The sequence below is a fragment of the Citrobacter sp. Cf132 genome, from assembly GCF_030333885.1.
GTDB classification, from domain to species: domain Bacteria; phylum Pseudomonadota; class Gammaproteobacteria; order Enterobacterales; family Enterobacteriaceae; genus Citrobacter; species Citrobacter freundii.
Genome location: NZ_JAOWFA010000069.1, coordinates 34,036 through 58,926 on the forward strand (window position 1 = coordinate 34,036; position 24,891 = coordinate 58,926).

The window sequence follows — 24,891 nt, forward strand, 5'->3', positions numbered from 1 at the left end:
GGATGTGAACGACATCCGGCCTGTTTTCCCAGTGTATCCTCGTCATTCAATTGCCTGCTCAATAATTAATTTCCCCTGCATCACTGATACATTCACTGCCGTACCGGTCGGAAATCCAGCTTGTTCCAGCCAGTCGCCGTTCAGCGTGAGCGAGGCGTGCCGACTGATTCGTCGCGTGTAACCCGTTTTTGGATCTTCATGGCGTTTTCTGACATAGCTGACTTTCAAGCGACGTACCGGTTTGGTGATTACCTCTGCTGATTTACCCTTTTTATCAAACATGCACGCTTCCTTGTGGTGAACGGCCAGGATTAAAAACTACTGAATAAAATGCCAGTAAAAAAGGATGAGGGCAAACCTGAAACTGGAAGGACGATTCCACATCTGAAATGTAATAAATGAAATGAAAATATGTAATTCTGCCGGAAGACTGTAACCCCCTCCGGCAGATCTGTTATGCCAGATCGGCGCCGTTGCTGGCGATCACTTTTTTGTACCACCAGAAAGATTTCTTACGGGTGCGCGCCAGCGTGCCGTTGCCCGCGTCATCGCGGTCCACATACACAAAACCGTAGCGTTTGCTCATCTCACCGGTTGAGGCAGAAACCAGATCGATACAGCCCCAGGTGGTGTAACCCATCAGGGGCACGCCATCTTCAATCGCGTCTGCCATGGCGCGAATATGTTCGCGTAAATAGCTAATGCGATAGTCGTCATTGATCTCACCATTGGCATCGATTTCATCCTTCGCTCCCAGCCCGTTCTCCACCAGAAATAGCGGTTTCTGGTAGCGGTCATACATCATATTCATGGTGATGCGCAGACCAAGCGGATCGATGCCCCAGCCCCATTCGCTGGCCGCAATATACGGATTACGCAGCGACTTCACCACGTTGGCGGCGCTGGTATTGCCGGTGTTCATTTCCGCCGAGGCGCAGCGCGATGCGTAATAGCTGAACGAGACGAAATCAACGGTGTTTTTCAGGATGTCGTCATCTTCTGGGGCTTTTTCTATGACCACGCCTTTTTCGCGAAACACGCGGGCAGAATAAGCCGGGTAGGCCCCGCGCGCCTGCACATCAATAAAGAACAGGTTTTCGCGGTCTTTTTCCAGCGCGGTCCACACATCTTCTGGTTTACAGGAATAAGGATAAAAATTACCGCCAGCCAGCATACAACCGACATGGTTTTGCGGATTAATTTCATGGGCTATTTTAGTCGCCAGGGCGCTGGCTATCAGTTCGTGGTGAGCGGACTGATATTTCACCTGATCCTGATTTTCACCTTCTTCAAATACCAGCCCGGCGCCTGAAAAGGGGCTGTGCAGCATAATGTTGATTTCGTTGAACGTCAGCCAGTACTTCACCAGCCCGTCAAAGGTCTCGAAGCAGATACGGGCGTAGCGGGTAAAGAACTCAACCATTTTGCGGTTACGCCAGGAGCCGTACTCGGTGACCAGATGCATTGGCACATCGAAGTGACATAGCGTGACTAATGGCTCAATACCGTATTTTTTACACTCGGCAAACACGCTCTGGTAAAACGCGATGCCCTCTTTATTCGGCGTCAGCTCATCGCCGTTAGGGTAGAGACGGCTCCAGGCAATGGAAGTACGAAATACCGTAAAACCCATTTCTGCCATCAGCGCGATATCTTCTTTATAGCGATGATAAAAGTCGATCGCCTGATGGCTAGGATAAAATTCGTTATCCCGCAGCGCAAAGCGCTTTTCCTGACCCAGCTTGACGGGCATCCGATGTGTGCCGTGGGGGATCATATCGACGGTAGTCAGTCCTTTGCCGCCTTCCCGGTATGCCCCTTCAGACTGGTTGGCGGCCAGTGCGCCGCCCCATAAAAATCCTTGCGGAAAAACAGACATAATTAACCTCAGTTCATACCAGTCAAATGCTGGCTCCATTGATATTGCCCGGTTGTGCGGCCTGGTTTTTTCTGGCCTGTGCGGCTGCATCTTCGACAGGGATATCTTCAAAGCCGAGAATCAGCGTTAATACAAAGGAAAGCACTACCGCCAGCGCCATCACGCCAAATACCCAAACGATAGTCATCGGATTGGCCGGATCGAAAAACTGGACGCTGGTGAACAGGCCAGGAGCTGCCATGGAGTGGCTTGCAAGTCCGGCCATTCCGGCAACGGCACCGCAGATAAAACCGCTGATAAGACTTGCAATCAGTGGTCGTTTCAGGCGGATCGCTACGCCATAAAGCGCAGGTTCGGAAATCCCCGCCATGATGGCGGAGGCGGCTGCCGCTAACGCCGTCTGACGCAGTTCCGGGTTTTTGGTTTTCCATGCCACTGCCAGCGATGAACCACCTAACGACAAGTTGGCGCCGATTTCCGACGGCATCACCATGCCTTCTTTTCCGGTTTCGGCAATGGTCTGAATAATGGTTGGCGTGAAGACGCGATGCATACCGGTCATTACCAGCAGCGGCCACAGCGCACCCATAATGGCCACCGACAGCCAGCCGAGATAGCCGTGAATGGTATAGACCAGCGCTGAAATTGCGCTACCGATCCAGATACCGATCGGGCCAATGATGACGATGGCGAGCGGCGCGGCGATCAGCACGATTAGCATTGGTTTGAGGAAGTTTTTGGTTACCGCCGGAGTAATACGATCGACCCAACGTTCGATGTATGACAGGCACCAGGTCATCACCAGCGCCGGGATCACCGTGTAGGTGTATTTCACTGCCGTCACCGGGATCAGGGCAAACTCAACGTGCTCACCCTGCGCAGCCTTCGCCATCAGATCGATGAAGCTGGGATGCACCAGTACGCCCGCGATGGCGATTGCCAACGACATGTTGGTTTTGAATTTGATAGCGGCCGACGCGGCGACCATCAGCGGCAGGAAGAAAAATGCGCCGTCACCGATAACGGTCAGAATGGTGAGCGTGGACGATCCTTTCTCCAGCACGCCGGTCATTTCGAGGATCATTGCCAGCAGCTTGAGCATTGATCCGCCGATAATTGCCGGGATCAACGGCGACATGGTGCCGATCAGCGCGTCGAGGATCCCCGCGCCAATCCGCTTCAGCGTCAGTCGGGGTTTGGTTTGCGGCTCAGCGGGCTGCATATTGGCAGGCAACAGGCTGACTACTTCGCGATACGCCTGCGAAACGGTGTTGCCGATGATCACCTGGCACTGGTTATCGCTACGCACCACGCCAAGTACGCCAGAAAGCGTCTTCAGAGTCGCGCTGTCGACCTGCGAGTCATCTTTGATAACGAAACGCAAACGGGTCATACAGTGGGTCACTGCTGTGATGTTGTCGACGCCTCCCAGAGCCGTCACAACGGAGCGCGCCAGCGCTGCATAATTCTTGGACATCGGATTTAATCCTGTTTTATCAGTAGGGTACGTTATGTTTTATCCGTTTACGTCGGGTCGCTTTTCTGGGTTATGAAACGCAGATAGGAAACCGGTTCCACAAAATAATGTTTAAAATATGAGTAGTGAGCAAGATTTAATTTTGATCATTTTTTGTAATTGTGACTCCGATCACCAGATGTCAGCGTCTGCGATTTAGCAGCAAGGACAGCGGCGAAACGGTGCAGTACACTGCGTCACATTGAGAGAATAGGGATGAGTAATATGACCACGATGCTGGAGGTGGCGAAGCGTGCCGGGGTGTCGAAAGCGACAGTTTCCCGGGTGCTTTCCGGGAACGGCTACGTCAGCCAGGAGACCAAACACCGCGTGTTTCAGGCCATTGAAGAGAGTGGTTACCGCCCAAACTTGCTGGCGCGCAGTCTGGCGGCGAAAACCACGCAGACGCTGGGCCTGGTGGTAACAAATACCCTTTATCACGGCGTCTATTTCAGCGAGCTGCTGTTTCATACCGCGCGGATGGCGGAAGATAAAGGACGCCAGTTGTTGCTGGCTGACGGTAAGCACAGCGCTGAGGAAGAGCGTCAGGCGATCCAGTACCTGCTCGACCTGCGCTGTGACGCGATTATGATTTATCCGCGTTTTCTCAGCGTGGATGAGATAGACGATATCATCGATGCCCACAGCCAGCCGATTATGGTGCTTAATCGACGCCTGCGGAAAAACAGTAGCCACAGCGTATGGTGTGATCAAAAGCAGACCAGCTTTAACGCCGTTACTCAGCTCATTGCCGCCGGGCATAAAGAGATTGGTTTTATTACCGGCTCGATGGATTCTCCAACCGGCGTGGAGCGACTTTCAGGTTATAAAGACGCGCTGGCACATCAAGGTATCGCGCTAAATAATGATCTGATTGTTAAAGGGAAATGGACGCCAGCCTGCGGTGCAGCGGGTGTGGATACTTTGCTTTCGCGCAAGGTCAATTTTACCGCGCTGGTGGCTAGTAATGACGATATGGCGATCGGCGCGATGAAGCAGTTGCACGAGCATGGCGTGAGCGTTCCTGCACAGGTGTCGGTGATTGGCTTTGATGATATCGCCCTCGCGGCATACACTATTCCGGCGCTTTCCAGCGTTAAAATTCCGGTAACAGAAATGATTCAGGAAACGATTGGGCGCCTGATCTTTATGTTGGGTGACGGGGCGTTTACGCCGCCAAAGACTTTCACCGGTGAACTCATCCAGCGCGACTCAGTTGCGCCGCCCGCTTCGCGCTGACGGCTGTCATTTGTCATCGTCACTAGTGACGATGACACGCTCTTCTTGCGTTCTTCAAAATAAAATCCCTTTAATAACAGTAAATTAAATTCTGGCACGATTTGTGAATGCTTCGGCAGATATTCTGTCATTGCTGGAGAAATTGATGAACCGTTTCATCATTGCAGACGCCAATAAATGCATTGGTTGCCGTACCTGTGAAGTGGCCTGCGTGGTATCCCATCAGGATAACCAGGACTGCGCATCGCTGACCCCTGAAACTTTTTTACCCCGCATTCACGTCATCAAAGGCGTTAATGTCTCCACGGCGACGCTGTGCCGCCAGTGTGAAGACGCGCCGTGCGCTAACGTCTGCCCGAACGGTGCGATCAGCCGTGATAAAGGTTTTGTTCACGTAATGCAGGAACGCTGCATTGGCTGTAAAACTTGCGTTGTGGCTTGTCCTTACGGCGCAATGGAAGTAGTCGTGCGTCCGGTTGTGCGTAACAGCGGCGCGGGTCTGAACGTCCGTGCAGAAAAAGCTGAAGCCAATAAGTGCGACCTGTGCCACCATCGCGAGGCCGGTCCTGCCTGTATGGAAGTGTGCCCGACTCACGCGCTGATTTATGTCGATCGCAATAAGCTTGAGCAACTTAGTGCGGAAAAACGCCGTCGCGCGGCGCTGGATTCCACCGCATCTTTGCTGTTCTGATATCTGAAAATCCGCGTAAAATACGGTAGTACTTATGCCGGATGGCGGCTTCGCCTTATCCGGCCTACTGTTCGCATCCCCGTAGGCCTGATAAGCATCGCGCCATCAGGCTAACCGGGATTGATGACTGCGGGAATAATCTAATGACAATAAACACCCTCTCCGGCGTACAGTTGCGTATTCGCGGCAAAGTACAGGGCGTCGGATTTCGCCCCTACGTCTGGCAACTGGCGCAGCGGTTACAACTGCATGGCGATGTGTGTAACGACGGTGATGGTGTGGTTGTGCGTTTACAGGAAGATCCGGCGGAATTTATTGCGCAGTTACATCAACACTGCCCACCGCTGGCGCGCATTGACAGCGTTGAGAGCGAAGCAATCGCCTGGATGCAGCAGCCTGCCGATTTCTCGATTCGTCAAAGTGCTGGCGGTACGATGAATACGCAAATCGTTCCGGATGCCGCGACTTGTCCCGAATGCCTTGTTGAAATGAATACCCCCGGCGAACGTCGCTACCGATACCCCTTTATCAACTGCACCCACTGTGGTCCACGCTTTACGATTATCCGCGCCATGCCCTATGACCGCCCGTTCACCGTGATGGCGTCGTTCCCACTCTGTGCGCAATGTGACAAAGAGTATCGTGACCCGTATGATCGTCGCTTCCATGCCCAGCCCGTTGCCTGTCCGGCGTGCGGCCCTCATCTTGAGTGGTTCAGCACGGATGAGCGGGCGGAGAAAGAAGAGGCGCTGCAGGCGGCGGTATCGCGACTGAAAGCAGGCGGTATTGTGGCGGTTAAAGGCATTGGTGGGTTTCATCTGGTGTGCGATGCGCGCAATGATGACGCCGTCGCGCTGCTCAGGCTGCGTAAACACCGTCCGGCGAAACCGCTGGCGGTAATGCTGCCAGGTGATGACGGACTGCCTGAACCCGCGCGTCGTTTACTCACAACCCCCGCCGCACCGATCGTGCTGGTGCAGAAACGCTATGTCGCTGCATTGAGCGAGGGCATTGCGCCAGGGTTAACGGAAGTGGGCGTCATGCTGCCCGCGAATCCATTGCAGCATTTGCTCTTACAAGAGATGAATTGTCCACTGGTGATGACCTCCGGCAACCTCAGCGGCAGGCCTCCGGCCATTACCAACGCCCAGGCGCTGGAAGATTTAAGTGCGATTGCTGATGGTTTCCTGCTGCATAACCGCGAAATTGTGCAGCGGATGGATGACTCCGTGGTGCGTGACAGTGGGGAAATGCTGCGTCGTTCCCGGGGTTACGTGCCGGATGCGGTCGCGCTGCCGCCAGGATTTCGCGACGTGCCGCCGATGCTGTGCTTAGGCGCGGATCTGAAAAATACCTTCTGCCTGGTGCGTGGCGAACAGGCGGTTATCAGCCAGCATTTAGGCGATCTCAGCGATGACGGCATTCAGCAGCAGTGGCGTGATGCGCTACGCCTGATCCAGAATATTTATGATTTTACGCCACAGCGTATCGTACATGATGCCCACCCTGGCTATGTTTCCAGCCAGTGGGCCAGCGAAATGAATCTGCCAACCGAAACGGTATTGCATCACCATGCTCATGCCGCTGCATGTCTTGCCGAGCACGGCTGGCCGCTCGATGGCGGCGATGTGATTGCTCTGACGCTGGACGGCATCGGCATGGGGGAAAATGGCGAGCTGTGGGGTGGCGAATGTCTGCGGGTCAACTATCGTGAATGCGAACACCTTGGCGGCTTACCGGCGGTAGCGCTGGCGGGTGGCGATCTGGCGGCAAAACAGCCATGGCGCAATCTGCTCGCGCAGTGCCTGCGTTTTGTTCCTGACTGGCAGCGTTACCCGGAAACATCGGGGCTACAGCATCAAAACTGGAACGTACTGGCGCGCGCCATCGAGCGGGGAATCAATGCCCCGCTGGCATCGTCGTGCGGACGACTGTTTGATGCGGTTGCCGCCGCGTTGCATTGTGCGCCGGAATCGTTGAGTTATGAAGGTGAGGCGGCCTGTGCGCTGGAGGCGCTGGCATCGCAGTGTGCAGGTGTTGATCACCCTGTTACGGTGCCGCTTAATGGCAATCAACTGGACTTAGCAATTTTTTGGCAGCAATGGCTGACCTGGCAGACCGCCCCTGCAGAAAGAGCGTGGGCGTTTCACGACGCGCTGGCGTGTGGTTTTGCCACGCTGATGCGTGAGCAGGCCGAAGCGCGCGGAATTAAAACGTTAGTATTCAGCGGTGGCGTGATGCATAACCGCTTATTGTCGGCCCGTCTGGCGTTTTATCTGCGTGATTTTACCTTACTGTTCCCGCAGCGTTTACCGGCGGGCGACGGCGGGTTGTCATTGGGGCAGGGCGTGATTGCCGCGGCGCGGGTGTTGACGCAAAAATAAAAAAAGCCCCGGGACTGGCGGGGCAAGAAAAACATGTCGGGGCATACCGACAAGTGGCAACGCACATCCATGTGCGTGAGGTTAATAAATCAGTAGCAGCGTTGCCGGGCAAAGTCGTAGGCCGGATAAGACGCGAAGCGGCGCCATCCGGCATCACAGACTTATACGGGCAACGTTTTCAGCAGCGCAAAGGCCTCTTTCATGCGGTCTTCACTGACGACAAATGCACACAGCTGGCCTTCGTCGTTCATCCCTCTGGCTACCATCCCCTGTGCTTCGGCGGCGATGTGCCAGTTCAGATCGCGGCGCTGGGTTTCCCCGGCCAAATGTAAAGGCAGTTCTGGCGTTTTGACTTTTACCAGCATGGCTGGCAGTTTCAATGGCGCATTGCCGCCGAGCAGGTTTTTCGCCAGATACATGGCGCTCAGCTGAATCGGCTGCAGGAACGGGAGCACCTGACCGTTAATCTCCGCACAGTCGCCGAGAGCATAAATGTCCGGGTGGCTGGTTTGCAGGTAGCTGTCGACGCAGACGCCACGATTGATGTTCAATCCGGCGCGACGCGCCAGTGCGGTTTCCGGTCGCAGTCCGGTGGCGGCAATCACCGCATCGACTTCTACGTTGCGGCTACGATCGAGCGTGGCGCGAATACCGGTGCTGGTTTTCTCCAGGCTCTGAAGCTGTGATTTCAGCAGCAGGTGTACGCCCATATCGGTCAGACGATGCTGTAAGCGACTGCTGACTTCTGGCGGCATCAGCGAAGCCAGAATGCTGGCGGCGTTGTCGATAAGCGTTACCGCTTTACCGGCACGACAAAAATCCATCGCCAGTTCACTACCAATCAAGCCGCCGCCGACAATCAGCACCCGCTGGGCGTCACGCAGCTGCGTTTCACAAGCGCGATACTCTTGTTGGCTGTTCAACGTGAGCATTAACTCACGTCCGGTAACCGGCGGTACAAAGGCTGAAGCGCCCGTCGCCAGCACCAGCTTGTCGTACTGCCACTGCTTGTCCTGACTTTTCACTACGTGGGCATCGGCATCGATGTCGGTTACCCAGGTATGTGGGAACAGGCGCAAATTAAACTGTTCGGCAAACTCCCCCGCCGACTGGCGGGTGAGGTCGTCTGCACGCTGTGACTGACTGATAACGTGGCTGAGATCGGGCTTGTTGTACTCATCCATGCTGTCCGCGGCAATCAAGGTCAGCGGAACATTCGCATCCTGCTTACGGATATTTTTGACTAACTGGCGGGCGGCGAAGCCCGAACCAATGATGACAATGCCGTGACTCATTTTGCCTCCGTTGCCAGTACGTCGAAGACGTCTTTACCTAGTGAGCATTCCGGGCACAGGAAGTTGTCCGGAACTTCGCTCCATGGCGTACCCGGTGCAACGTCCTGCAACGGTTCGCCTTTCGCCGGATCGTAAATCCACTGGCACACGCTGCACTGCATGCTTGGACCAAGAGCGGCGGCAGCCGCAGCGGCACATGCACAGGCTTCTTCCTGGGCTACGGCTTTCACGGTTGTTTCCGGCAATGGAGCCAGAGCCCACTGACGCGCGATTTCACGGCCGTGCTGGCGGCACAGTTCCAGTGCATCCTGGTCCGGACGCCATTTCGCTTTCAGGCTCAGTGACATCTCGAAACCTGCATCCTGCAAACGCGTGGACAAACGGTCTACTGCACCGCCGCTCCAGCCGTGTGAACCAAAGGCGCTGGCACGCTTGTTACGAAAACGCAGGCCGGTCATCTCTTCCACCAGACCGGCGATTTTCGGCATCATCACGTTGTTCATTGTGGAAGTCCCGACCAGCACGCCTTTAGAGCGGAAGACGTTGGTCAAAACTTCGTTTTTGTCGCTGCGGGCGACGTTAAAGATTTTCACCGCTACATTCGGGTCAACTTCGTTGATGCCCTGGGCAATCGCGTCCGCCATCATGCGGGTGTTGTTGGACATAGTGTCGTAGAAAATGGTGATGCGGTCTTCCTGATAATCTGCCGCCCATTTCAGGTACAGCTCAACGATTTGTGTCGGGTTGTCGCGCCATACCACGCCATGGGAAGTGGCAATCATATCGACCGGCAGGTTGAAGCCGAGGATCTCAGTAATTTTCGGTGTAACCAGACGGCTGAATGGCGTCAGGATGTTGGCGTAGTAACGCTGGCACTGTTCGAACAGTTCAGTCTGGTCAACTTCGTCGTTAAACAGACGTTCGTCGCAGTAGTGCTGACCGAAGGCGTCGTTACTGAACAGCACCGCATCGCCGGTCATGTAGGTCATCATACTGTCCGGCCAGTGCAGCATCGGCGTTTCAACGAAGATCAGCTGCTTGCCGTTACCAATGTCCAGCGAATCACCGGTTTTCACTACGTTAAAGTTCCATTCCGGGTGATGGTGGTGCCCGTTGATAGAGTCAATGGCGTTGGCGGTGCAGTAAATCGGCGTGTCCGGGATGCAGGACATCAGCTCGGTCAGCGCCCCGGCATGGTCTTCTTCAGCGTGGTTAATGATGATGTAGTCGATATCCGCGAGGTCAATTTCACTGCGCAGGTTCTGCACGAATTCACGACTAAACTTGTGGTCTACTGTATCGATCAGAACATTTTTTTCTTCACGGATGAGATAGCTGTTGTAGCTGCTGCCGCGCAGCGTTTTGTATTCAGTTCCGTGGAAATCACGCACTTCCCAGTCACGTTGGCCAACCCAATGAATGTTATTTTTAACCAGAATAGACATAACAACCTCAATTAATTCAGCGTTTTTCAAAAAAGATGTTTTGCTAATTGCAGGTTGCGTGCCAACTTTTTATTTATTTGATTTTGAAGGGTTTGTTATTTATTGCCTATAAGGTGGTAGTCAAAATGACTATGTATTTTATTGTCAATATGACAATATGAATTGTCAAAATGACAATGAGGTAGCCATGAGCTTTTCCGTAGACGTGCTGGCGGGCATCGCCATTGAATTACAAAGCGGTATTGGGCATCAGGACCGTTTTCAACGCCTGATCACCACCTTGCGTCAGGTGCTGGAATGCGACGCGTCGGCACTGCTGCGCTACGAGTCGCGACAGTTTATTCCGCTGGCGATCGATGGGCTGGCGCAGGATGTTCTCGGCAGACGCTTTACTCTGGAAGGGCATCCGCGTCTGGAGGCGATTGCCCGCGCCGGGGACGTGGTTCGTTTCCCTGCCGACAGCGATTTGCCAGACCCGTATGATGGTCTGATTCCGGGGCAGGAGAGTCTGAAGGTGCATGCCTGTATTGGACTGCCATTGTTCGCCGGTCAAAATTTGATTGGTGCGTTAACCCTGGATGGCATGGAGCCCGATCAGTTCGATGTTTTCAGCGATGAGGAGCTTAGGCTGATTGCCGCGCTGGCGGCTGGCGCATTGAGCAATGCGTTGCTGATTGAACAGCTGGAAAGCCAGAATATGCTGCCAGGTTCGTCGACGGCTTTCGAGCAGGTGACGGAAACCCAGATGATTGGCCTGTCGCCCAATATGATGCAGTTGAAAAAAGAGATTGAGATTGTGGCGGGGTCCGATCTCAACGTGCTGATTAGCGGCGAAACAGGGACCGGGAAGGAGCTGGTGGCTAAAGCTATCCATGAAGGTTCACCGCGCGCGGTGAATCCACTGGTGTATCTGAACTGCGCGGCGTTGCCGGAAAGCGTTGCCGAAAGCGAACTGTTTGGTCACGTAAAAGGCGCGTTTACCGGGGCTATCAGCAATCGTAGCGGTAAGTTTGAAATGGCCGACAATGGAACGCTATTTCTCGACGAGATAGGCGAACTCTCGCTGGCGCTACAGGCTAAGCTGCTGCGCGTATTGCAGTACGGTGATATTCAGCGCGTGGGTGACGATCGCAGCTTGCGCGTGGATGTGCGAGTGCTGGCGGCGACGAACCGTGATTTACGCGAAGAGGTGTTGGCCGGGAATTTCCGTGCGGATTTGTTCCACCGGCTGAGCGTCTTTCCCCTTTCGGTACCGCCTCTGCGTGAGCGCGGTGAAGATGTGGTTTTGCTGGCGGGTTATTTTTGCGAACAGTGTCGGCTGCGGCTGGGACTTTCCCGCGTGGTGTTAAGTCCTGGTGCGCGTAGTCATCTGTTGAGCTACGCCTGGCCCGGGAATGTGCGCGAGCTGGAACATGCCATTCACCGCGCGGTGGTTCTGGCAAGGGCGACCAGGGCAGGGGATGAAGTGGTGCTGGAGGCGCAGCATTTTGCCCTGCAGGATGAAGCGCCAGTAACACCGGCGGCGGAAGTTGTTGCGGAGATCCCACAGCATCACAACCTGCGTGAAGCAACAGAGTCGTTCCAGCGGGAGATGATCCGCCGGGCGCTGGCACAAAATAACCATAGTTGGGCGGCAAGTGCGCGGGCGCTGGAAACAGACGTCGCCAACCTGCACCGGCTGGCGAAGCGTCTGGGGTTGAAGGATTAGATAATACCGGCCTGATAGAAATCCTGCAGGTTGATAGCACCGGTGAGTTTACCGTTTTCATCGACCACCGGTGCGGCAGTGATTTTGCGCTTCATCAGGATCTCTTTGGCGTCAATCGCGCGGCTCTGCGCCTGCAGTGTAATGCCATTCTGGGTCATTGCTTCGCTAACCTGAGTGGTGAGCGCTCCGCCGCCAACCAGCCAGCGGCGCAGGTCGCCGTCGGTAAAGACCCCTTTCACCAGTGACTGGTCGTCGCAGACCGCGACCAGGCCAAGACCCGTGCGGCTGAGCTCCAGCATCGCGTCCATGACGCTGGTGGTAAGCGTCACCTGCGGGATGGCATCGTCACGGCGCATCAGATGATGCACTTTATTTAACAGACGAGCGCCCAGCGCACCTGCCGGATGCGAGCGGGCAAAATCTTCCTCGTTAAAGCCGCGCGCCTGCATTACGGCGATTGCCAGCGCATCGCCCATCATCAACGTATTTACGGTACTGGACGTCGGTGCCAGGCGCATCGGACAGGCTTCGCGTTCAACGGAAATATCCAGCACGGCTTTGGCGGCCAGGCCCAACGGTGAGGTCGGTTTTCCGGTCATTGCCAGCAGGGCGACGGATTTGTCTTCCAGGCGCGGAATGATGAGATCCAGCTCTTTCGCACCGCCGGAGTAGGAGATAAACAGCATGACATCACGGTTTTCGATCATCCCTAAGTCACCGTGCAGCGCTTCCGCCGGATGCACAAAAAAGGCAGGCGTGCCGGTACTGGCGAGGGTCGCCGCAATTTTTTTGCCAATATGACCTGATTTACCAATACCGGAGACAATGACTTTGCCTTCACAGTGGATGATAGTATTGGCGGCGCGGACAAAATCATCGCCCAGTCGCTCAGGCAAACGGCTGGCTTCCTGTAGTTCCAGCATTAACGTCTGACGGCCCGCGTTCAGTAGTGCATCACTCATTGGTTTCTCCGGTTATGATCACTTCAATCCCTTTTGCTTCCAGCGCCTGACGAAATGCAGGGTCGATACCTGCATCGGTAATCAGCTTGTCGACGCTTTCCAGACTGCATACAACATTAGGGCTTTTGCGCCCAAATTTTGACGAGTCAGCCATCAGAATCACTTCGCGAGCGGCATTACACATCGCTTTACTGACGCTAAACACCTCATTAAAAGTGGTCACGCCGGCATTGAGGTCAATGCCGTCGGTGCCCATGAAGAGTTTATCAAAGCTGAACTGCTCAAAGGCGTTTTCTGCCAGCTGACCGTGAAATGACGCAGATTTTTTGCGAAAGGTCCCGCCCGGCATCAGGATGGTTTGCTCGTTGTCCAGCTCCGAAAGGGCGTTAACAATGTGCAGACTGTTGGTCATGACGGTGATATTGCTAAAGCGCGTGAGCATCGGCACCATCTGCAGTACGGTGCTGCCCGCATCCAGGATAATAGAGTCTCCATCGTGTATAAAACGGACGGCAGCTTCGGCAATCTGCTCTTTTTTATGCGTATTAATTAGCGTTTTGTGATCAATTGGCGGATCGGATTCGTCTTTATTTAATACCACGCCGCCATAGGTACGAATGACGGTTCCGGCGTTCTCCAGAATGACCAGGTCTTTGCGAATGGTCGTGCCAGTCGTGTCAAAGTAGTGGGCCAGTTCTTCAACCGAGCATTTTCCCTGCTTTTGCAGGTGCTCCAATATGGCAGCCTGACGCTGACGAGGTTTCATAGGCGTGATTACCCTGACTTATGTATTTACCCGTCATACTTCAAGCTGCATGTGCGTTGGTCTTCCTGCGACTCGAATTATTTGGGGTATAGGTTGCAAAATGATAATTTCGCAAGCTATTAGCATTCACAACGAAATTACCCATGTTTCAGTTTAAGCGCCAATGATAGTGCATTCTGTGCTAACGGATCATGGGGAAAGATCACATCAGGCTGTAAATCATCAAGATGTTTGCCGGTTATCGTGGCAATTTTGCCGGGTCTGGCGAATACCGTAAGACCTTTCATAAATAACGTGTCTGTAACTCGCTGCTGCTCATTCAGCGCGATGGCCACTACCACGCGCGGCTTAAAACGCCCACCGGAGCGACCAACACCAACCCGACCCTGTTGGCAAAGCCTATCAAACGCCCGGTTAAAGCGGGATATTTGCCAGCCACCAAGCGCCAGTTGCAGGCACCAGGCGATAGCGGCGACGGTAATCAGTGCGGAAACCATTATGTACTCCTTTGATTTTGCCGGATAAGCGCAGACGCCATCCGGCAATTCAACATTAAAACATCACCTGACCGCCGGTGACGTTGATGGACTGCCCGGTACAGTAAGAGGCTTTCGGACTGGCGTAAAACAGCAGCATGTTTAGCACGTCCTGATAATCGCAGCCGCGCTTAAGCGGAACCTTATCAATGTAGTACTGCTCAACTTCATCTGGCTTAAGGCCAAGTTTGGTTGCATATTGCGGTAATAACGACTGGAACATCGGTGATTTCAACAGATTGCCGAGCATCAGTGAATGCACGGTAATGCCGTATTCCGCCAGATCCAGCGCCAGTGACTGGGTTAAGCCCACGCCGCCAAATTTTGCCGCACTGTAGCCTGAATTGTGTTTGCTGCCCACTTTCCCTGATTTGGAGTTGATCTGGATAATGCGTCCCTGCACACCATCGCGGATCATCAGGCGTGAGAATTCACGTGCACAGAGGAAGTAGCCAACCAGATTGACCTGCAGCGAGCGGTCGAAATCCCCAAGCTGAAAGTCGCTGATAAACGCGGCTTTAGCGATACCCGCGCTGTAAACCAGCAGATCAACACGACCGAATATTTCATCCACTCCGCGCGACAGCGCCAGCACGCTCTGTTCGCTGGTGGCATCTGCGCCAAAACCGTAGGCTGTACCTTCGCCAAACTCGGCGTTAATTTCCTGCGCCACGTTGGCGGCTTTATCGCTTTGAATATCCACCACCGCGACGCGGTATCCTTCTGTCGCAAGCCCACGGCAAAGGAATGCCCCAAGGGTCTGGCCTCCACCAATGACAACGGCAACCTGATTCATCTTTATCTCCTTCAATCTTAAGCAACAAACTTCAAAATACAGCCCGGCGCGATACCGTCCGGTACGGGACCTGCAACGTGTACGGTACCGGGGAATTCCGCTTCACTCAGTCCGTCAAAGCGCAGAGTGATATGCCCGAGTTCACGTAAGTTTTGTTCCGCCACGCTGCCAACGGCGGTGACCGGGTAGTGATGCTGGCCTAGTTCAAACTGGATCCCAGCTTGCAACGAACCGTTCAGCTCGCCGTGGCAATGGATGAAGCAAAACTCCTCGATATCCGCGGGCGCGCCTTCACGAAAGGTAATCAGCATCTGGTCGCACAATGCATCCGGGGCGCTCTGGCCGATACGGGTGATGGTGGTTTGATAAATCACGGTCATTTTTGAGTGCCTCTTATTGGTAAATAAAGCCGGAAACAAACCAGGCGATGAGAACGGTTGGCGCGCCGGTCAGAAAGCGGCTCACCAGAACAGATGGCACACCGACGCGGACCGTGTCCTGACGCGCTTCGGCCAGCGACAACCCGACAGGAATAAAGTCACATGCGGCCTGGGCGTTAATGGCGAACAGGGCAGGTAGCGCCAGATGTGGGGGAATATTCCCCAAACCAATCTGTACACCGATTAGCACGCCGATAACCTGGGCGATAACCGCACCGGGGCCGAGGAAAGGCGACAGCAGTGGGAAAGAGCAGATCAGTGCCAGAGTGACCAATCCCAGCGGATGGCTGGCCAGTGGTGCGAGTCCATGGGCGATCCAGTCTCCCAGACCCGAAGCCATAATGATGCCGATCAGTGCTGAGACGAACGCCATAAATGGCAAAATAGTTTTCAGGACGGTATCGATGGTGTCGCGCCCGGCCTGGAACAGAACCGCAACGGCTGAACCCATGCCCATCCCCACTTTTGCCAACAGACCATCACTTTGCTCGGTAATTTTCTTGCTGGTGTCGTAATCGCGTCCCATGCTGCTGCTTGCGGGCGTTGGCGTGGCGGACGCTTCGCCGACAACAGTAATGTTTTCTTCTTTTACGCCAGAGACATAGATATCTTCGACAATATACTGAGCCAGTGGGCCGGATTTACCCGTAGCGTGAATATTCACCGTCGGTATACGACGTTTGGGATAGATCCCACAGCGCAGCGTGCCGCCGCAGTCGATGATCGCCACACCAATTTCGCTCTCCGGCGGCTCGCCCTCTTTGAAGCCATCAACGGCCTGCCAGCCGGTCAGGCTTGCTATCCTGTCGACGATCGCGGGGCGAGTTCCTGCGGTGATATAGACAATTTTCTTGCCCGGAACGGCATCCAGTTCAAGCGGGCCACCCCAGCCGCCGGTGCCTCTTTCAATACGAATACGTGTCATGATGTTGCTCCCGCCAGATGTACCTTCTGCTCAAGTTGAATGCCCATTTTTTTCTCGAAGATAGTGGTGGTGAAATCGGTCACCCAGCCACGGAAGAAGTTGGTCACCAGACCGACCAGTAAATAGCTCACCGCCAGTGGGCCAAGCGGAAGCCCCAGCGTGGTCAGTCCGCTGGCGATCCCCAGATAGACAAACAGTTCGCCGGGGTTGATGTGCGGGAATAAGCCGTTCATGGAATGGCAACTGTAAGACGCGGCGGCGTAGTAACTGGGCTTGTATTTTTCTGGCATAAAGCGACCCAGACTCAGCGTCATTGGGTTACAAAATACAAATGTGCCGATGCACGGCAGTAGCAAATAGCGGGACAGCGGGTTTCCGGCGCAACGCTGGGCAAAACGTTCAATGCGCTGCTGACCGATAAAGTTAATCAGCGCATTCATGATGACCAGCAGACTGATCAGCAGGGGCAGAATACCGGTCACCATGCCGGTAAACACTTCTCCGCCTTTCTGGAACAGCCCGATAAACCACTCAGCACCGAGTGTGATGGTGTCGATCATTATTCTCTCCTGTAGGGATTTTTAGTTATCTTGCCAAACGGTGGCTGATTTTAATCAGATTGAAAGATATAAAAGTGTTATTTTGATCTCAAAATAAAAGATAAATATTTTAATTTGAAAGTTTTTGCGTGAAGGCTCGCAAATGTGATGGTCAGAGATGAAAGGGGATGTAAATTCTGTGAAGGAGAGCGACTACCGCTTCCTTGTATGGCGGAGGATGCTTTACCATACTTCTCCCAGGCTGAATTTGTTTAATGGATGTCTCATGTTCAAGCGTCGTTATGTAGCGTTACTCCCCCTTTTCGTACTGCTCGCTGCCTGTAGCAGCAAACCTAAACCTTCAGAGACTCAAACGACTACGGGTGCGCCATCCGGCGGCTTCCTGCTTGAGCCACAGCACAACGTCATGCAAACGGGCGGCGATTTTGCCAATAATCCGAACGCGCAGCAGTTCATCGAGAAAATGGTGAACAAGCACGGCTTTGACCGCCAGCAGCTGCAGGAGATCCTGTCGCAGGCCAAGCGTCTGGACTCGGTATTGCGTTTGATGGACCGCCAGGCACCGACGACTCAACCGCCAGCCGGACCTAACGGCGCATGGCTGCGCTATCGCAAACAGTTCATCACACCTGACAACGTGCAAAACGGCGTGGCTTTCTGGAATCAATATGAAGATGCGCTGAACCGTGCGTGGCAGGTCTACGGAGTTCCGCCGGAAATTATTGTCGGTATTATTGGTGTAGAGACTCGCTGGGGCCGCGTGATGGGTAAAACGCGGATTCTGGATGCGCTGGCGACGTTGTCGTTTAACTATCCTCGTCGTGCGGAATACTTCTCTGGTGAACTGGAAACCTTCCTGCTGATGGCGCGAGATGAAAGCGACGATCCGCTCGATTTGAAAGGTTCTTTCGCGGGGGCAATGGGATACGGCCAGTTTATGCCGTCTTCCTATAAACAATATGCCGTTGATTTCAATGGCGATGGACACATTAACCTGTGGGATCCGGTTGATGCCATCGGTAGTGTGGCGAACTACTTCAAGGGCCACGGCTGGGTGAAAGGCGATACGGTCGCGGTTCCGGCAAATGGTCAGGCACCTGGGCTTGCGAACGGCTTTAAAACCCAGTACAGCATTTCTCAGCTTGCTGCCGCGGGCCTGACGCCGCAGCAGTCGTTGGGGAATCATCAGCAGGCCAGCCTGCTGCGCCTGGATATTGGCACGGGTTATCAGTACTGGTACGGACTGCCGAACTTCTACACGATTACCCGCTATAACCACAGCACGCATTACGCGATGGCAGTCTGGCAGTTAGGTCAGGCGGTGGCGCTGGCGCGCGTACAGTAATCGCTCCACCGGCCTACCGGAAGATATCTCTGGTAGGCCGGATAAGATGTCCTGGCATCGCCATCCGGCAGGTCTTATTTGTGCAACGGAGCAATTTTTGGAATCCCCCTCGTAAAACGTTCTCCCCATCCCCACATTGGTCATGAAAGTGCTATCTTGTCCGGCATATTTTTTTAACTGACAGAGGCTGAAATGACCGACAGTGAACTGATGCAGTTAAGCGAGCAGGTTGGCCTGGCGCTGAAAGCGCGCGGGGCAACCGTGACGACGGCGGAATCCTGCACCGGCGGCTGGGTAGCCAAAGCGATTACGGATATTGCCGGAAGCTCCGCCTGGTTTGAACGCGGGTTTGTGACCTACAGCAATGAAGCCAAAGCGCAGATGATTGGCGTGCGCGAAGAGACGCTGGCCCAGCATGGCGCGGTGAGTGAGCCTGTGGTGGTGGAGATGGCGATAGGCGCGTTAAAAGCCGCCCGCGCGCATTTCGCTGTTTCGATAAGCGGTATTGCGGGGCCGGATGGCGGTAGCGAAGAAAAACCTGTGGGAACGGTATGGTTTGCCTTTGCCAGCGCGAGCGGCGAGGGGATTACCCGCCGGGAATGCTTTAGCGGCGATCGCGATGCGGTCCGTCGACAGGCGACCGCCTACGCGTTACAAACCCTGTGGCAACAATTTCTACAAAATACTTGATACTGTATGAGCATACAGTATAATTGCCTCAACAGAACATTATCTATCACGTTTCGCGGTTTAACCCGAAAGCGGCATGACAGGAGTAATTAATGGCTATCGACGAAAACAAACAGAAAGCGTTGGCGGCAGCGCTGGGTCAGATCGAAAAGCAATTCGGTAAAGGCTCCATCATGCGCCTGGGTGAAGACCGTTCCATGGATGTGGAAACTATCTCCACCGGTTCGCTTTCTCTGGATATCGCATTGGGCGCGGGCGGTTTGCCAATGGGCCGTATCGTCGAAATCTACGGGCCTGAATCCTCCGGTAAAACAACGCTGACCCTGCAGGTTATTGCCGCTGCGCAGCGTGAAGGTAAAACCTGTGCATTTATCGATGCAGAACACGCACTGGACCCGGTCTATGCCCGTAAGCTTGGCGTTGATATCGATAACCTGCTGTGTTCTCAGCCGGATACCGGTGAACAAGCGCTGGAAATCTGTGATGCACTGGCGCGCTCCGGTGCGGTTGACGTTATCGTTGTCGACTCCGTTGCCGCATTGACGCCGAAGGCAGAAATCGAAGGCGAGATTGGCGACTCTCACATGGGCCTTGCGGCGCGTATGATGAGCCAGGCAATGCGTAAGCTGGCCGGTAACCTGAAGCAGTCCAACACGCTGCTGATTTTCATCAACCAGATCCGTATGAAGATTGGCGTTATGTTCGGTAACCCGGAAACCACCACCGGTGGTAACGCCCTGAAATTCTATGCGTCTGTTCGTTTGGATATCCGTCGTATTGGTGCGGTGAAAGAAGGTGACAACGTGGTTGGCAGCGAAACCCGCGTTAAGGTTGTGAAAAATAAAATTGCAGCGCCGTTCAAACAGGCTGAATTCCAGATCCTTTACGGTGAAGGCATCAACTTCTACGGCGAACTGGTTGACCTGGGCGTGAAAGAGAAGCTGATTGAAAAAGCTGGTGCATGGTACAGCTACAACGGTGAGAAAATCGGTCAGGGTAAAGCGAATGCGACCAACTGGCTGAAAGAAAACCCGGCAACTGCGAAAGAAATTGAGAAGAAATTACGTGAGCTACTGCTCAATAACCAGGATTCAACGCCTGATTTCTCCGTTGATGACAGCGGCGAAGACGTAAAAGAAACGAACGAAGATTTCTGATAATCTGTTTTGAATCGCATGTTTTGAATCGCATATAGTAAAGGGCTGCATATCATGCAGCCCTTTTTCATTTCTGAAGGCTTACTATGACAGAAGCAACTTCCCGCCGTTCCGCTTATTCCCGACTGCTTGACCGCGCCGTACGTATTCTGGCGATGCGCGATCACAGCGAGCAGGAACTGCGGCGCAAGCTGGCCGCTCCGGTGATGGGGAAAAATGGACCAGAAGAAATTGATGCCACGCCGGAGGATTACGACAAGGTCATCGCCTGGTGTATTGAAAGTCGTTATCTGGATGATGATCGCTTCGTGCAACAGTTTATCGCCAGCCGTAGCCGCAAAGGTTATGGACCTGCCCGGGTGCGCCAGGAATTAAACCAAAAAGGGATCACGCGTGAAGCTATCGAGCGGGCCATGCGTGAGTGCGAAATTGACTGGGCAGTGCTTGCGCGTGAGCAGGCCATTCGGAAGTACGGTGAACCTTTACCTGTCGATTTTTCAGATAAGGTAAAGGTCCAGCGTTTTTTGCTCTATCGCGGCTATCTGATGGAAGATATTCAGGCAATATGGCGAAATTTTGACGATTGACCGCATACGGGATTTTACTTCCCAGTAAAGAAAACTTATCTTATTCCCACTTTTCGATTGCCAGAGGCGCAGTTTGCTTGCCGATGCTGGTAATGACATTTCGTTAGCTTGATTTCTTCAGGATAATTATGAGCAAGAGCACCGCTGAGATCCGTCAGGCGTTTCTCGATTTTTTCCATAGTAAAGGACACCAGGTAGTTGCCAGCAGCTCCCTGGTACCGAACAATGACCCTACTTTGTTGTTTACCAACGCCGGGATGAACCAGTTCAAGGATGTTTTCCTTGGCCTCGACAAGCGTAATTATTCCCGCGCAACCACCTCGCAGCGTTGTGTACGTGCGGGTGGTAAGCACAATGACCTGGAAAACGTCGGTTACACTGCACGTCACCACACTTTCTTCGAAATGCTGGGCAACTTCAGCTTCGGCGATTACTTCAAACACGATGCTATTCAATATGCATGGGAACTACTGACCGGTGAAAACTGGTTTGCCCTGCCAAAAGAGCGTCTGTGGGTCACCGTCTATGAAACTGACGATGAAGCCTATGAAATCTGGGAAAAAGAAGTCGGTATTCCGCGCGAACGTATCATCCGCATCGGTGATAACAAAGGTGCGGCTTATGCTTCCGACAACTTCTGGCAGATGGGTGATACCGGTCCTTGCGGTCCATGCACCGAAATTTTCTACGACCACGGTGACCATATCTGGGGTGGGCCTCCGGGAAGCGCAGAAGAAGATGGCGATCGCTACATTGAGATTTGGAACATCGTCTTCATGCAGTTCAACCGTCAGGCTGACGGCACCATGGAACCGCTGCCGAAACCGTCCGTGGATACCGGTATGGGTCTGGAGCGTATTGCGGCCGTGCTGCAACACGTTAACTCCAACTATGAAATCGACCTGTTCCGTTCACTGATTGAGTCCGTGGCGAAAGTCACCGGCGCGACCGATCTGAGCAACAAGTCGTTGCGCGTTATCGCCGACCATATCCGTTCCTGTGCGTTCCTGATTGCTGATGGCGTTGTGCCGTCGAATGAAAACCGTGGCTATGTGTTGCGCCGTATCATTCGTCGCGCGGTACGTCATGGCAACATGCTGGGCGCGAAGGATACCTTCTTCTACAAGCTGGTTGGTCCGTTGGTGGACGTCATGGGCTCTGCAGGTGAAGAACTGAAGCGTCAGCAGGCTATGGTTGAGCAGGTTCTGAAAACCGAAGAAGAGCAGTTTGCACGTACTCTGGAGCGTGGTCTGGCGCTGCTGGATGAAGAACTGGCAAAACTGTCTGGCGATACGCTGGACGGCGAAACCGCATTCCGTCTGTATGACACTTACGGTTTCCCGGTTGACCTGACGGCAGACGTTTGCCGCGAGCGTAACATCAAGGTTGATGAAGCTGGCTTTGAAGCTGCAATGGAAGAACAGCGCCGTCGCGCACGTGAAGCCAGCGGTTTTGGCGCAGACTACAATGCAATGATTCGTGTTGATGGCGCCTCTGAATTTAAAGGCTACGAGCACCTGGAACTGAACGGCAAAGTCACCGCGCTGTTTGTTGATGGTAAAGCGGTAGACGCAATTAACGCAGGTCAGGACGCTGTTGTCGTACTGGATCAGACGCCGTTCTATGCGGAGTCTGGTGGTCAGGTTGGCGATAAGGGTGAACTGAAAGGCGCAGGTTTTGCGTTTGCCGTTAGCGACACACAGAAATATGGCCAGGCCATTGGTCACATTGGCAAGCTGTCTGCGGGTTCTCTGAAAATTGGTGATGCAGTACAGGCTGATGTGGATGAAGCACGTCGTGCGCGTATTCGCCTGAACCACTCCGCAACGCATCTGATGCACGCGGCGCTGCGCCAGGTTCTGGGCACACATGTGGCACAGAAAGGCTCGCTGGTTAACGATAAACTACTGCGCTTCGACTTCTCTCATACCGAAGCGATGAAGCCTGCTGAAATCCGTGCTGTTGAAGATCTGGTGAATGCGCAAATCCGTCGCAACTTGCCGATTGAAACGAACATCATGGATCTCGAAGCGGCAAAAGCCAAAGGCGCAATGGCGCTGTTTGGCGAGAAATATGACGACCATGTGCGCGTTCTGAGCATGGGTGATTTCTCTACCGAACTGTGTGGCGGTACTCACGCCAGCCGTACGGGTGATATCGGTCTGTTCCGCATAGTGTCCGAGTCAGGTACTGCGGCAGGCGTTCGTCGTATCGAAGCGGTAACCGGTGAAGGCGCTATACAAACCGTGCATGCTGAGAGCGATCGCTTAAGCGATGTTGCGCAGCTGCTGAAAGGCGATAGCCAGAATATCGCTGACAAAGTTCGTTCCGTGCTGGAGCGTACACGTCAACTGGAAAAAGAATTGCAGCAATTGAAGGAACAGGCTGCGGCGCAGGAGAGTGCAAATCTTTCCAGCAAAGCGGTTGATATCAACGGTGTGAAGCTGCTGGTCAGTGAACTCGCGGACGTTGAGCCGAAAATGTTGCGTACCATGGTTGATGATCTGAAAAATCAACTGGGGTCTACCGTTATCGTTCTGGCAACGGTAGTGGAAGGTAAGGTTTCTCTGATTGCGGGTGTGTCTAAGGACGTGACAGATCGCGTGAAAGCAGGGGAACTGGTTGGAATGGTCGCTCAGCAGGTCGGCGGTAAGGGTGGCGGTCGTCCGGACATGGCGCAAGCCGGTGGTACGGATGCAGCGGCTCTGCCTGCAGCGTTAGCCAGTGTGAAAGGCTGGGTCAGCGCAAAACTGTAATAACTATAAGCGTCAGCGCATGCCGAAACCCTAAGTTACGGCATGCGAATCAACGCTATCGACAATGATAAAGTCAGGTTGAAGTTGTGTATATCGGCTAAACTTAGGTTTAACAGAATGTGATGCCGTGACTGCTTACACTTAGGTGTTTGTCATCGCTTACTTTTTGGCGTTATATGATGGATAATGCCGGGATACAGAGAGACCCGACTCTTTTAATCTTTCAAGGAGCAAAGAATGCTGATTCTGACTCGTCGAGTTGGTGAGACCCTCATGATAGGCGATGAGGTCACCGTGACAGTTTTAGGGGTGAAGGGCAACCAGGTGCGCATTGGCGTAAACGCCCCGAAAGAAGTTTCTGTCCATCGTGAAGAGATCTACCAGCGTATCCAGGCTGAAAAATCCCAGCAGTCCAGTTACTAAGGTTTTCGCGTCTCACCTTTCTGGTGAGGCGCAACCTGATTGAGTCACCCTTTTTCTTTTCTTTTCTTCTCTTTTCTTCTTCGTCCTCCCCATTTTTTCGATTCTACTGGGCGTAATGCCTTTCCCGACGAAGTTTCCGTTTGTTCACTGCTTCAGGAAATTGCCAATTTATCTGTTGATAAAACACTCTTTTTGCCGTTTTTGCAGACTAATTGCGCGTGAAATGTGCAAACGATAAAAGCTCTGGAAAAATTGTTTGACTTATAAGTCCCAGAAAGTAATATGTGCGCCACGCAGCGACGATGAGCAGAAACAAGTTCTTCGAAGCACTCGCAAGAGGCGTGTTGGTGAGGTGGCCGAGAGGCTGAAGGCGCTCCCCTGCTAAGGGAGTATGCGGTCAAAAGCTGCATCCGGGGTTCGAATCCCCGCCTCACCGCCATTTGCATCCGTAGCTCAGCTGGATAGAGTACTCGGCTACGAACCGAGCGGTCGGAGGTTCGAATCCTCCCGGATGCACCATCTTCTCTGCAATAACGCATTAGCGTTGTTACGGAAATCGATATCACTTTAGTAGCGATATCAAATCTGCAGTAAGTAAGTTTTCCTGATGCATCCGTAGCTCAGCTGGATAGAGTACTCGGCTACGAACCGAGCGGTCGGAGGTTCGAATCCTCCCGGATGCACCATCTTCTTCGCAGTATCAGTAGTAAACAGCAATTCCCGATGCATCCGTAGCTCAGCTGGATAGAGTACTCGGCTACGAACCGAGCGGTCGGAGGTTCGAATCCTCC

Annotated in this window: 22 protein-coding genes and 4 tRNA genes (1 of these 26 only partly in view); 14 read left to right on the forward strand and 12 right to left on the reverse strand. The window is 53.6% G+C overall.

Translation table 11 applies throughout. The annotated features are described in order from the left end of the window. Window positions 1–42: 42 nt before the first annotated feature. The 3 genes from OGV85_RS19430 to ascF all read right to left on the reverse strand — a co-directional run bounded on the left by OGV85_RS19430 (window position 43) and on the right by ascF (window position 3,356). Entirely contained in the window at window positions 43–282 is a 240-nt protein-coding gene (locus OGV85_RS19430) for a SymE family type I addiction module toxin (RefSeq protein WP_003037379.1), read from the reverse strand. Window positions 283–454: 172 nt separating this feature from the next. Continuing rightward, entirely contained in the window at window positions 455–1,879 is a 1,425-nt protein-coding gene (locus OGV85_RS19435) for a 6-phospho-beta-glucosidase (protein WP_061547668.1), read from the reverse strand. A 22-nt stretch (window positions 1,880–1,901) separates the two neighbouring features. After that, a complete protein-coding gene (gene ascF, locus OGV85_RS19440) occupies window positions 1,902–3,356 on the reverse strand; it encodes a PTS cellobiose/arbutin/salicin transporter subunit IIBC (RefSeq protein WP_003037374.1) in 1,455 nt (484 codons plus the stop codon). Window positions 3,357–3,620: 264 nt separating this feature from the next. Between ascF and OGV85_RS19445 the strand changes: the two genes are divergently transcribed. The 3 genes from OGV85_RS19445 to hypF all read left to right on the forward strand — a co-directional run bounded on the left by OGV85_RS19445 (window position 3,621) and on the right by hypF (window position 7,709). Continuing rightward, window positions 3,621–4,634: a LacI family DNA-binding transcriptional regulator gene (locus tag OGV85_RS19445; protein ID WP_061547667.1), complete on the forward strand. Its 1,014-nt coding sequence runs from the start codon at window positions 3,621–3,623 to the stop codon at window positions 4,632–4,634. Between the two features lie 145 nt (window positions 4,635–4,779). Then, window positions 4,780–5,325, forward strand: a complete 546-nt coding sequence (gene hydN / locus OGV85_RS19450) for an electron transport protein HydN (RefSeq protein WP_003037366.1) — start codon at window positions 4,780–4,782, stop codon at window positions 5,323–5,325. A 143-nt stretch (window positions 5,326–5,468) separates the two neighbouring features. Then, window positions 5,469–7,709: a carbamoyltransferase HypF gene (gene hypF, locus OGV85_RS19455; protein WP_061547640.1), complete on the forward strand. Its 2,241-nt coding sequence runs from the start codon at window positions 5,469–5,471 to the stop codon at window positions 7,707–7,709. Between the two features lie 161 nt (window positions 7,710–7,870). Here hypF and norW read toward each other — a convergent pair whose 3' ends face one another. Together norW and norV are read right to left on the reverse strand one after the other, a co-directional pair. Beyond that, on the reverse strand, window positions 7,871–9,004 hold the full coding sequence (gene norW, locus OGV85_RS19460) for an NADH:flavorubredoxin reductase NorW (RefSeq protein WP_003037362.1): 1,134 nt from the start codon (window positions 9,002–9,004) through the stop codon (window positions 7,871–7,873). Continuing rightward, window positions 9,001–10,449 (reverse strand): anaerobic nitric oxide reductase flavorubredoxin, encoded by a 1,449-nt coding sequence (gene norV / locus OGV85_RS19465; RefSeq protein ID WP_061547639.1) that lies wholly within the window; start codon window positions 10,447–10,449, stop codon window positions 9,001–9,003. Before norV ends, norW begins: the two co-directional genes overlap by 4 nt. Window positions 10,450–10,636: 187 nt before the next feature. Here norV and norR point away from each other — a divergent pair, with 187 nt between their 5' ends. After that, window positions 10,637–12,157 (forward strand): nitric oxide reductase transcriptional regulator NorR, encoded by a 1,521-nt coding sequence (gene norR / locus OGV85_RS19470; protein ID WP_003846057.1) that lies wholly within the window; start codon window positions 10,637–10,639, stop codon window positions 12,155–12,157. Here norR and gutQ read toward each other — a convergent pair. The 7 genes from gutQ to srlA form a co-directional block, all read right to left on the reverse strand. Then, window positions 12,154–13,119 carry an arabinose-5-phosphate isomerase GutQ gene (gutQ, locus tag OGV85_RS19475; RefSeq protein WP_286553861.1) on the reverse strand — a complete coding sequence of 322 codons (966 nt, stop codon included), beginning with the start codon at window positions 13,117–13,119 and terminating at the stop codon, window positions 12,154–12,156. The genes norR and gutQ overlap by 4 nt on opposite strands. After that, entirely contained in the window at window positions 13,112–13,885 is a 774-nt protein-coding gene (gene srlR / locus OGV85_RS19480) for a glucitol operon DNA-binding transcriptional repressor SrlR (protein ID WP_003037350.1), read from the reverse strand. The genes gutQ and srlR overlap by 8 nt, the downstream gene beginning before the upstream one ends. A gap of 137 nt (window positions 13,886–14,022) precedes the next feature. Further along, on the reverse strand, window positions 14,023–14,382 hold the full coding sequence (gene gutM / locus OGV85_RS19485; RefSeq protein ID WP_003037348.1) for a transcriptional regulator GutM: 360 nt from the start codon (window positions 14,380–14,382) through the stop codon (window positions 14,023–14,025). A gap of 55 nt (window positions 14,383–14,437) precedes the next feature. Then, window positions 14,438–15,217 (reverse strand): sorbitol-6-phosphate dehydrogenase, encoded by a 780-nt coding sequence (srlD, locus tag OGV85_RS19490; RefSeq protein WP_003037345.1) that lies wholly within the window; start codon window positions 15,215–15,217, stop codon window positions 14,438–14,440. A gap of 17 nt (window positions 15,218–15,234) precedes the next feature. Beyond that, complete coding sequence (gene srlB, locus OGV85_RS19495) at window positions 15,235–15,597, reverse strand: PTS glucitol/sorbitol transporter subunit IIA (RefSeq protein ID WP_003846051.1); 363 nt, start codon at window positions 15,595–15,597, stop codon at window positions 15,235–15,237. 13 nt (window positions 15,598–15,610) lie between these two features. After that, window positions 15,611–16,582: a PTS glucitol/sorbitol transporter subunit IIB gene (srlE, locus tag OGV85_RS19500; RefSeq protein WP_061547638.1), complete on the reverse strand. Its 972-nt coding sequence runs from the start codon at window positions 16,580–16,582 to the stop codon at window positions 15,611–15,613. After that, complete coding sequence (srlA, locus tag OGV85_RS19505; protein ID WP_003037339.1) at window positions 16,579–17,142, reverse strand: PTS glucitol/sorbitol transporter subunit IIC; 564 nt, start codon at window positions 17,140–17,142, stop codon at window positions 16,579–16,581. Before srlA ends, srlE begins: the two co-directional genes overlap by 4 nt. A 265-nt stretch (window positions 17,143–17,407) precedes the next feature. Between srlA and mltB the strand changes: the two genes are divergently transcribed. The 10 genes from mltB to OGV85_RS19555 all read left to right on the forward strand — a co-directional run. Further along, a complete protein-coding gene (gene mltB / locus OGV85_RS19510) occupies window positions 17,408–18,487 on the forward strand; it encodes a lytic murein transglycosylase B (protein WP_003037336.1) in 1,080 nt (359 codons plus the stop codon). Window positions 18,488–18,679: 192 nt separating this feature from the next. Then, on the forward strand, window positions 18,680–19,177 hold the full coding sequence (pncC, locus tag OGV85_RS19515; protein ID WP_003037333.1) for a nicotinamide-nucleotide amidase: 498 nt from the start codon (window positions 18,680–18,682) through the stop codon (window positions 19,175–19,177). A gap of 92 nt (window positions 19,178–19,269) precedes the next feature. After that, window positions 19,270–20,334: a recombinase RecA gene (gene recA, locus OGV85_RS19520; protein WP_003037330.1), complete on the forward strand. Its 1,065-nt coding sequence runs from the start codon at window positions 19,270–19,272 to the stop codon at window positions 20,332–20,334. A gap of 86 nt (window positions 20,335–20,420) precedes the next feature. Beyond that, window positions 20,421–20,921: a recombination regulator RecX gene (gene recX, locus OGV85_RS19525; protein WP_003037326.1), complete on the forward strand. Its 501-nt coding sequence runs from the start codon at window positions 20,421–20,423 to the stop codon at window positions 20,919–20,921. 128 nt (window positions 20,922–21,049) lie between these two features. Then, window positions 21,050–23,677, forward strand: a complete 2,628-nt coding sequence (alaS, locus tag OGV85_RS19530) for an alanine--tRNA ligase (protein WP_003037323.1) — start codon at window positions 21,050–21,052, stop codon at window positions 23,675–23,677. A gap of 237 nt (window positions 23,678–23,914) precedes the next feature. Continuing rightward, window positions 23,915–24,100 carry a carbon storage regulator CsrA gene (gene csrA / locus OGV85_RS19535; RefSeq protein ID WP_000906486.1) on the forward strand — a complete coding sequence of 62 codons (186 nt, stop codon included), beginning with the start codon at window positions 23,915–23,917 and terminating at the stop codon, window positions 24,098–24,100. A gap of 346 nt (window positions 24,101–24,446) precedes the next feature. Then, window positions 24,447–24,539: transfer RNA gene (locus tag OGV85_RS19540), tRNA-Ser, on the forward strand. 3 nt (window positions 24,540–24,542) lie between these two features. Further along, a tRNA-Arg gene (locus tag OGV85_RS19545) sits at window positions 24,543–24,619 on the forward strand. A gap of 90 nt (window positions 24,620–24,709) precedes the next feature. Further along, window positions 24,710–24,786 (forward strand) — tRNA-Arg (locus tag OGV85_RS19550). A gap of 39 nt (window positions 24,787–24,825) precedes the next feature. Further along, a tRNA-Arg gene (locus OGV85_RS19555) sits at window positions 24,826–24,891 on the forward strand; it runs 114 nt beyond the window's last position.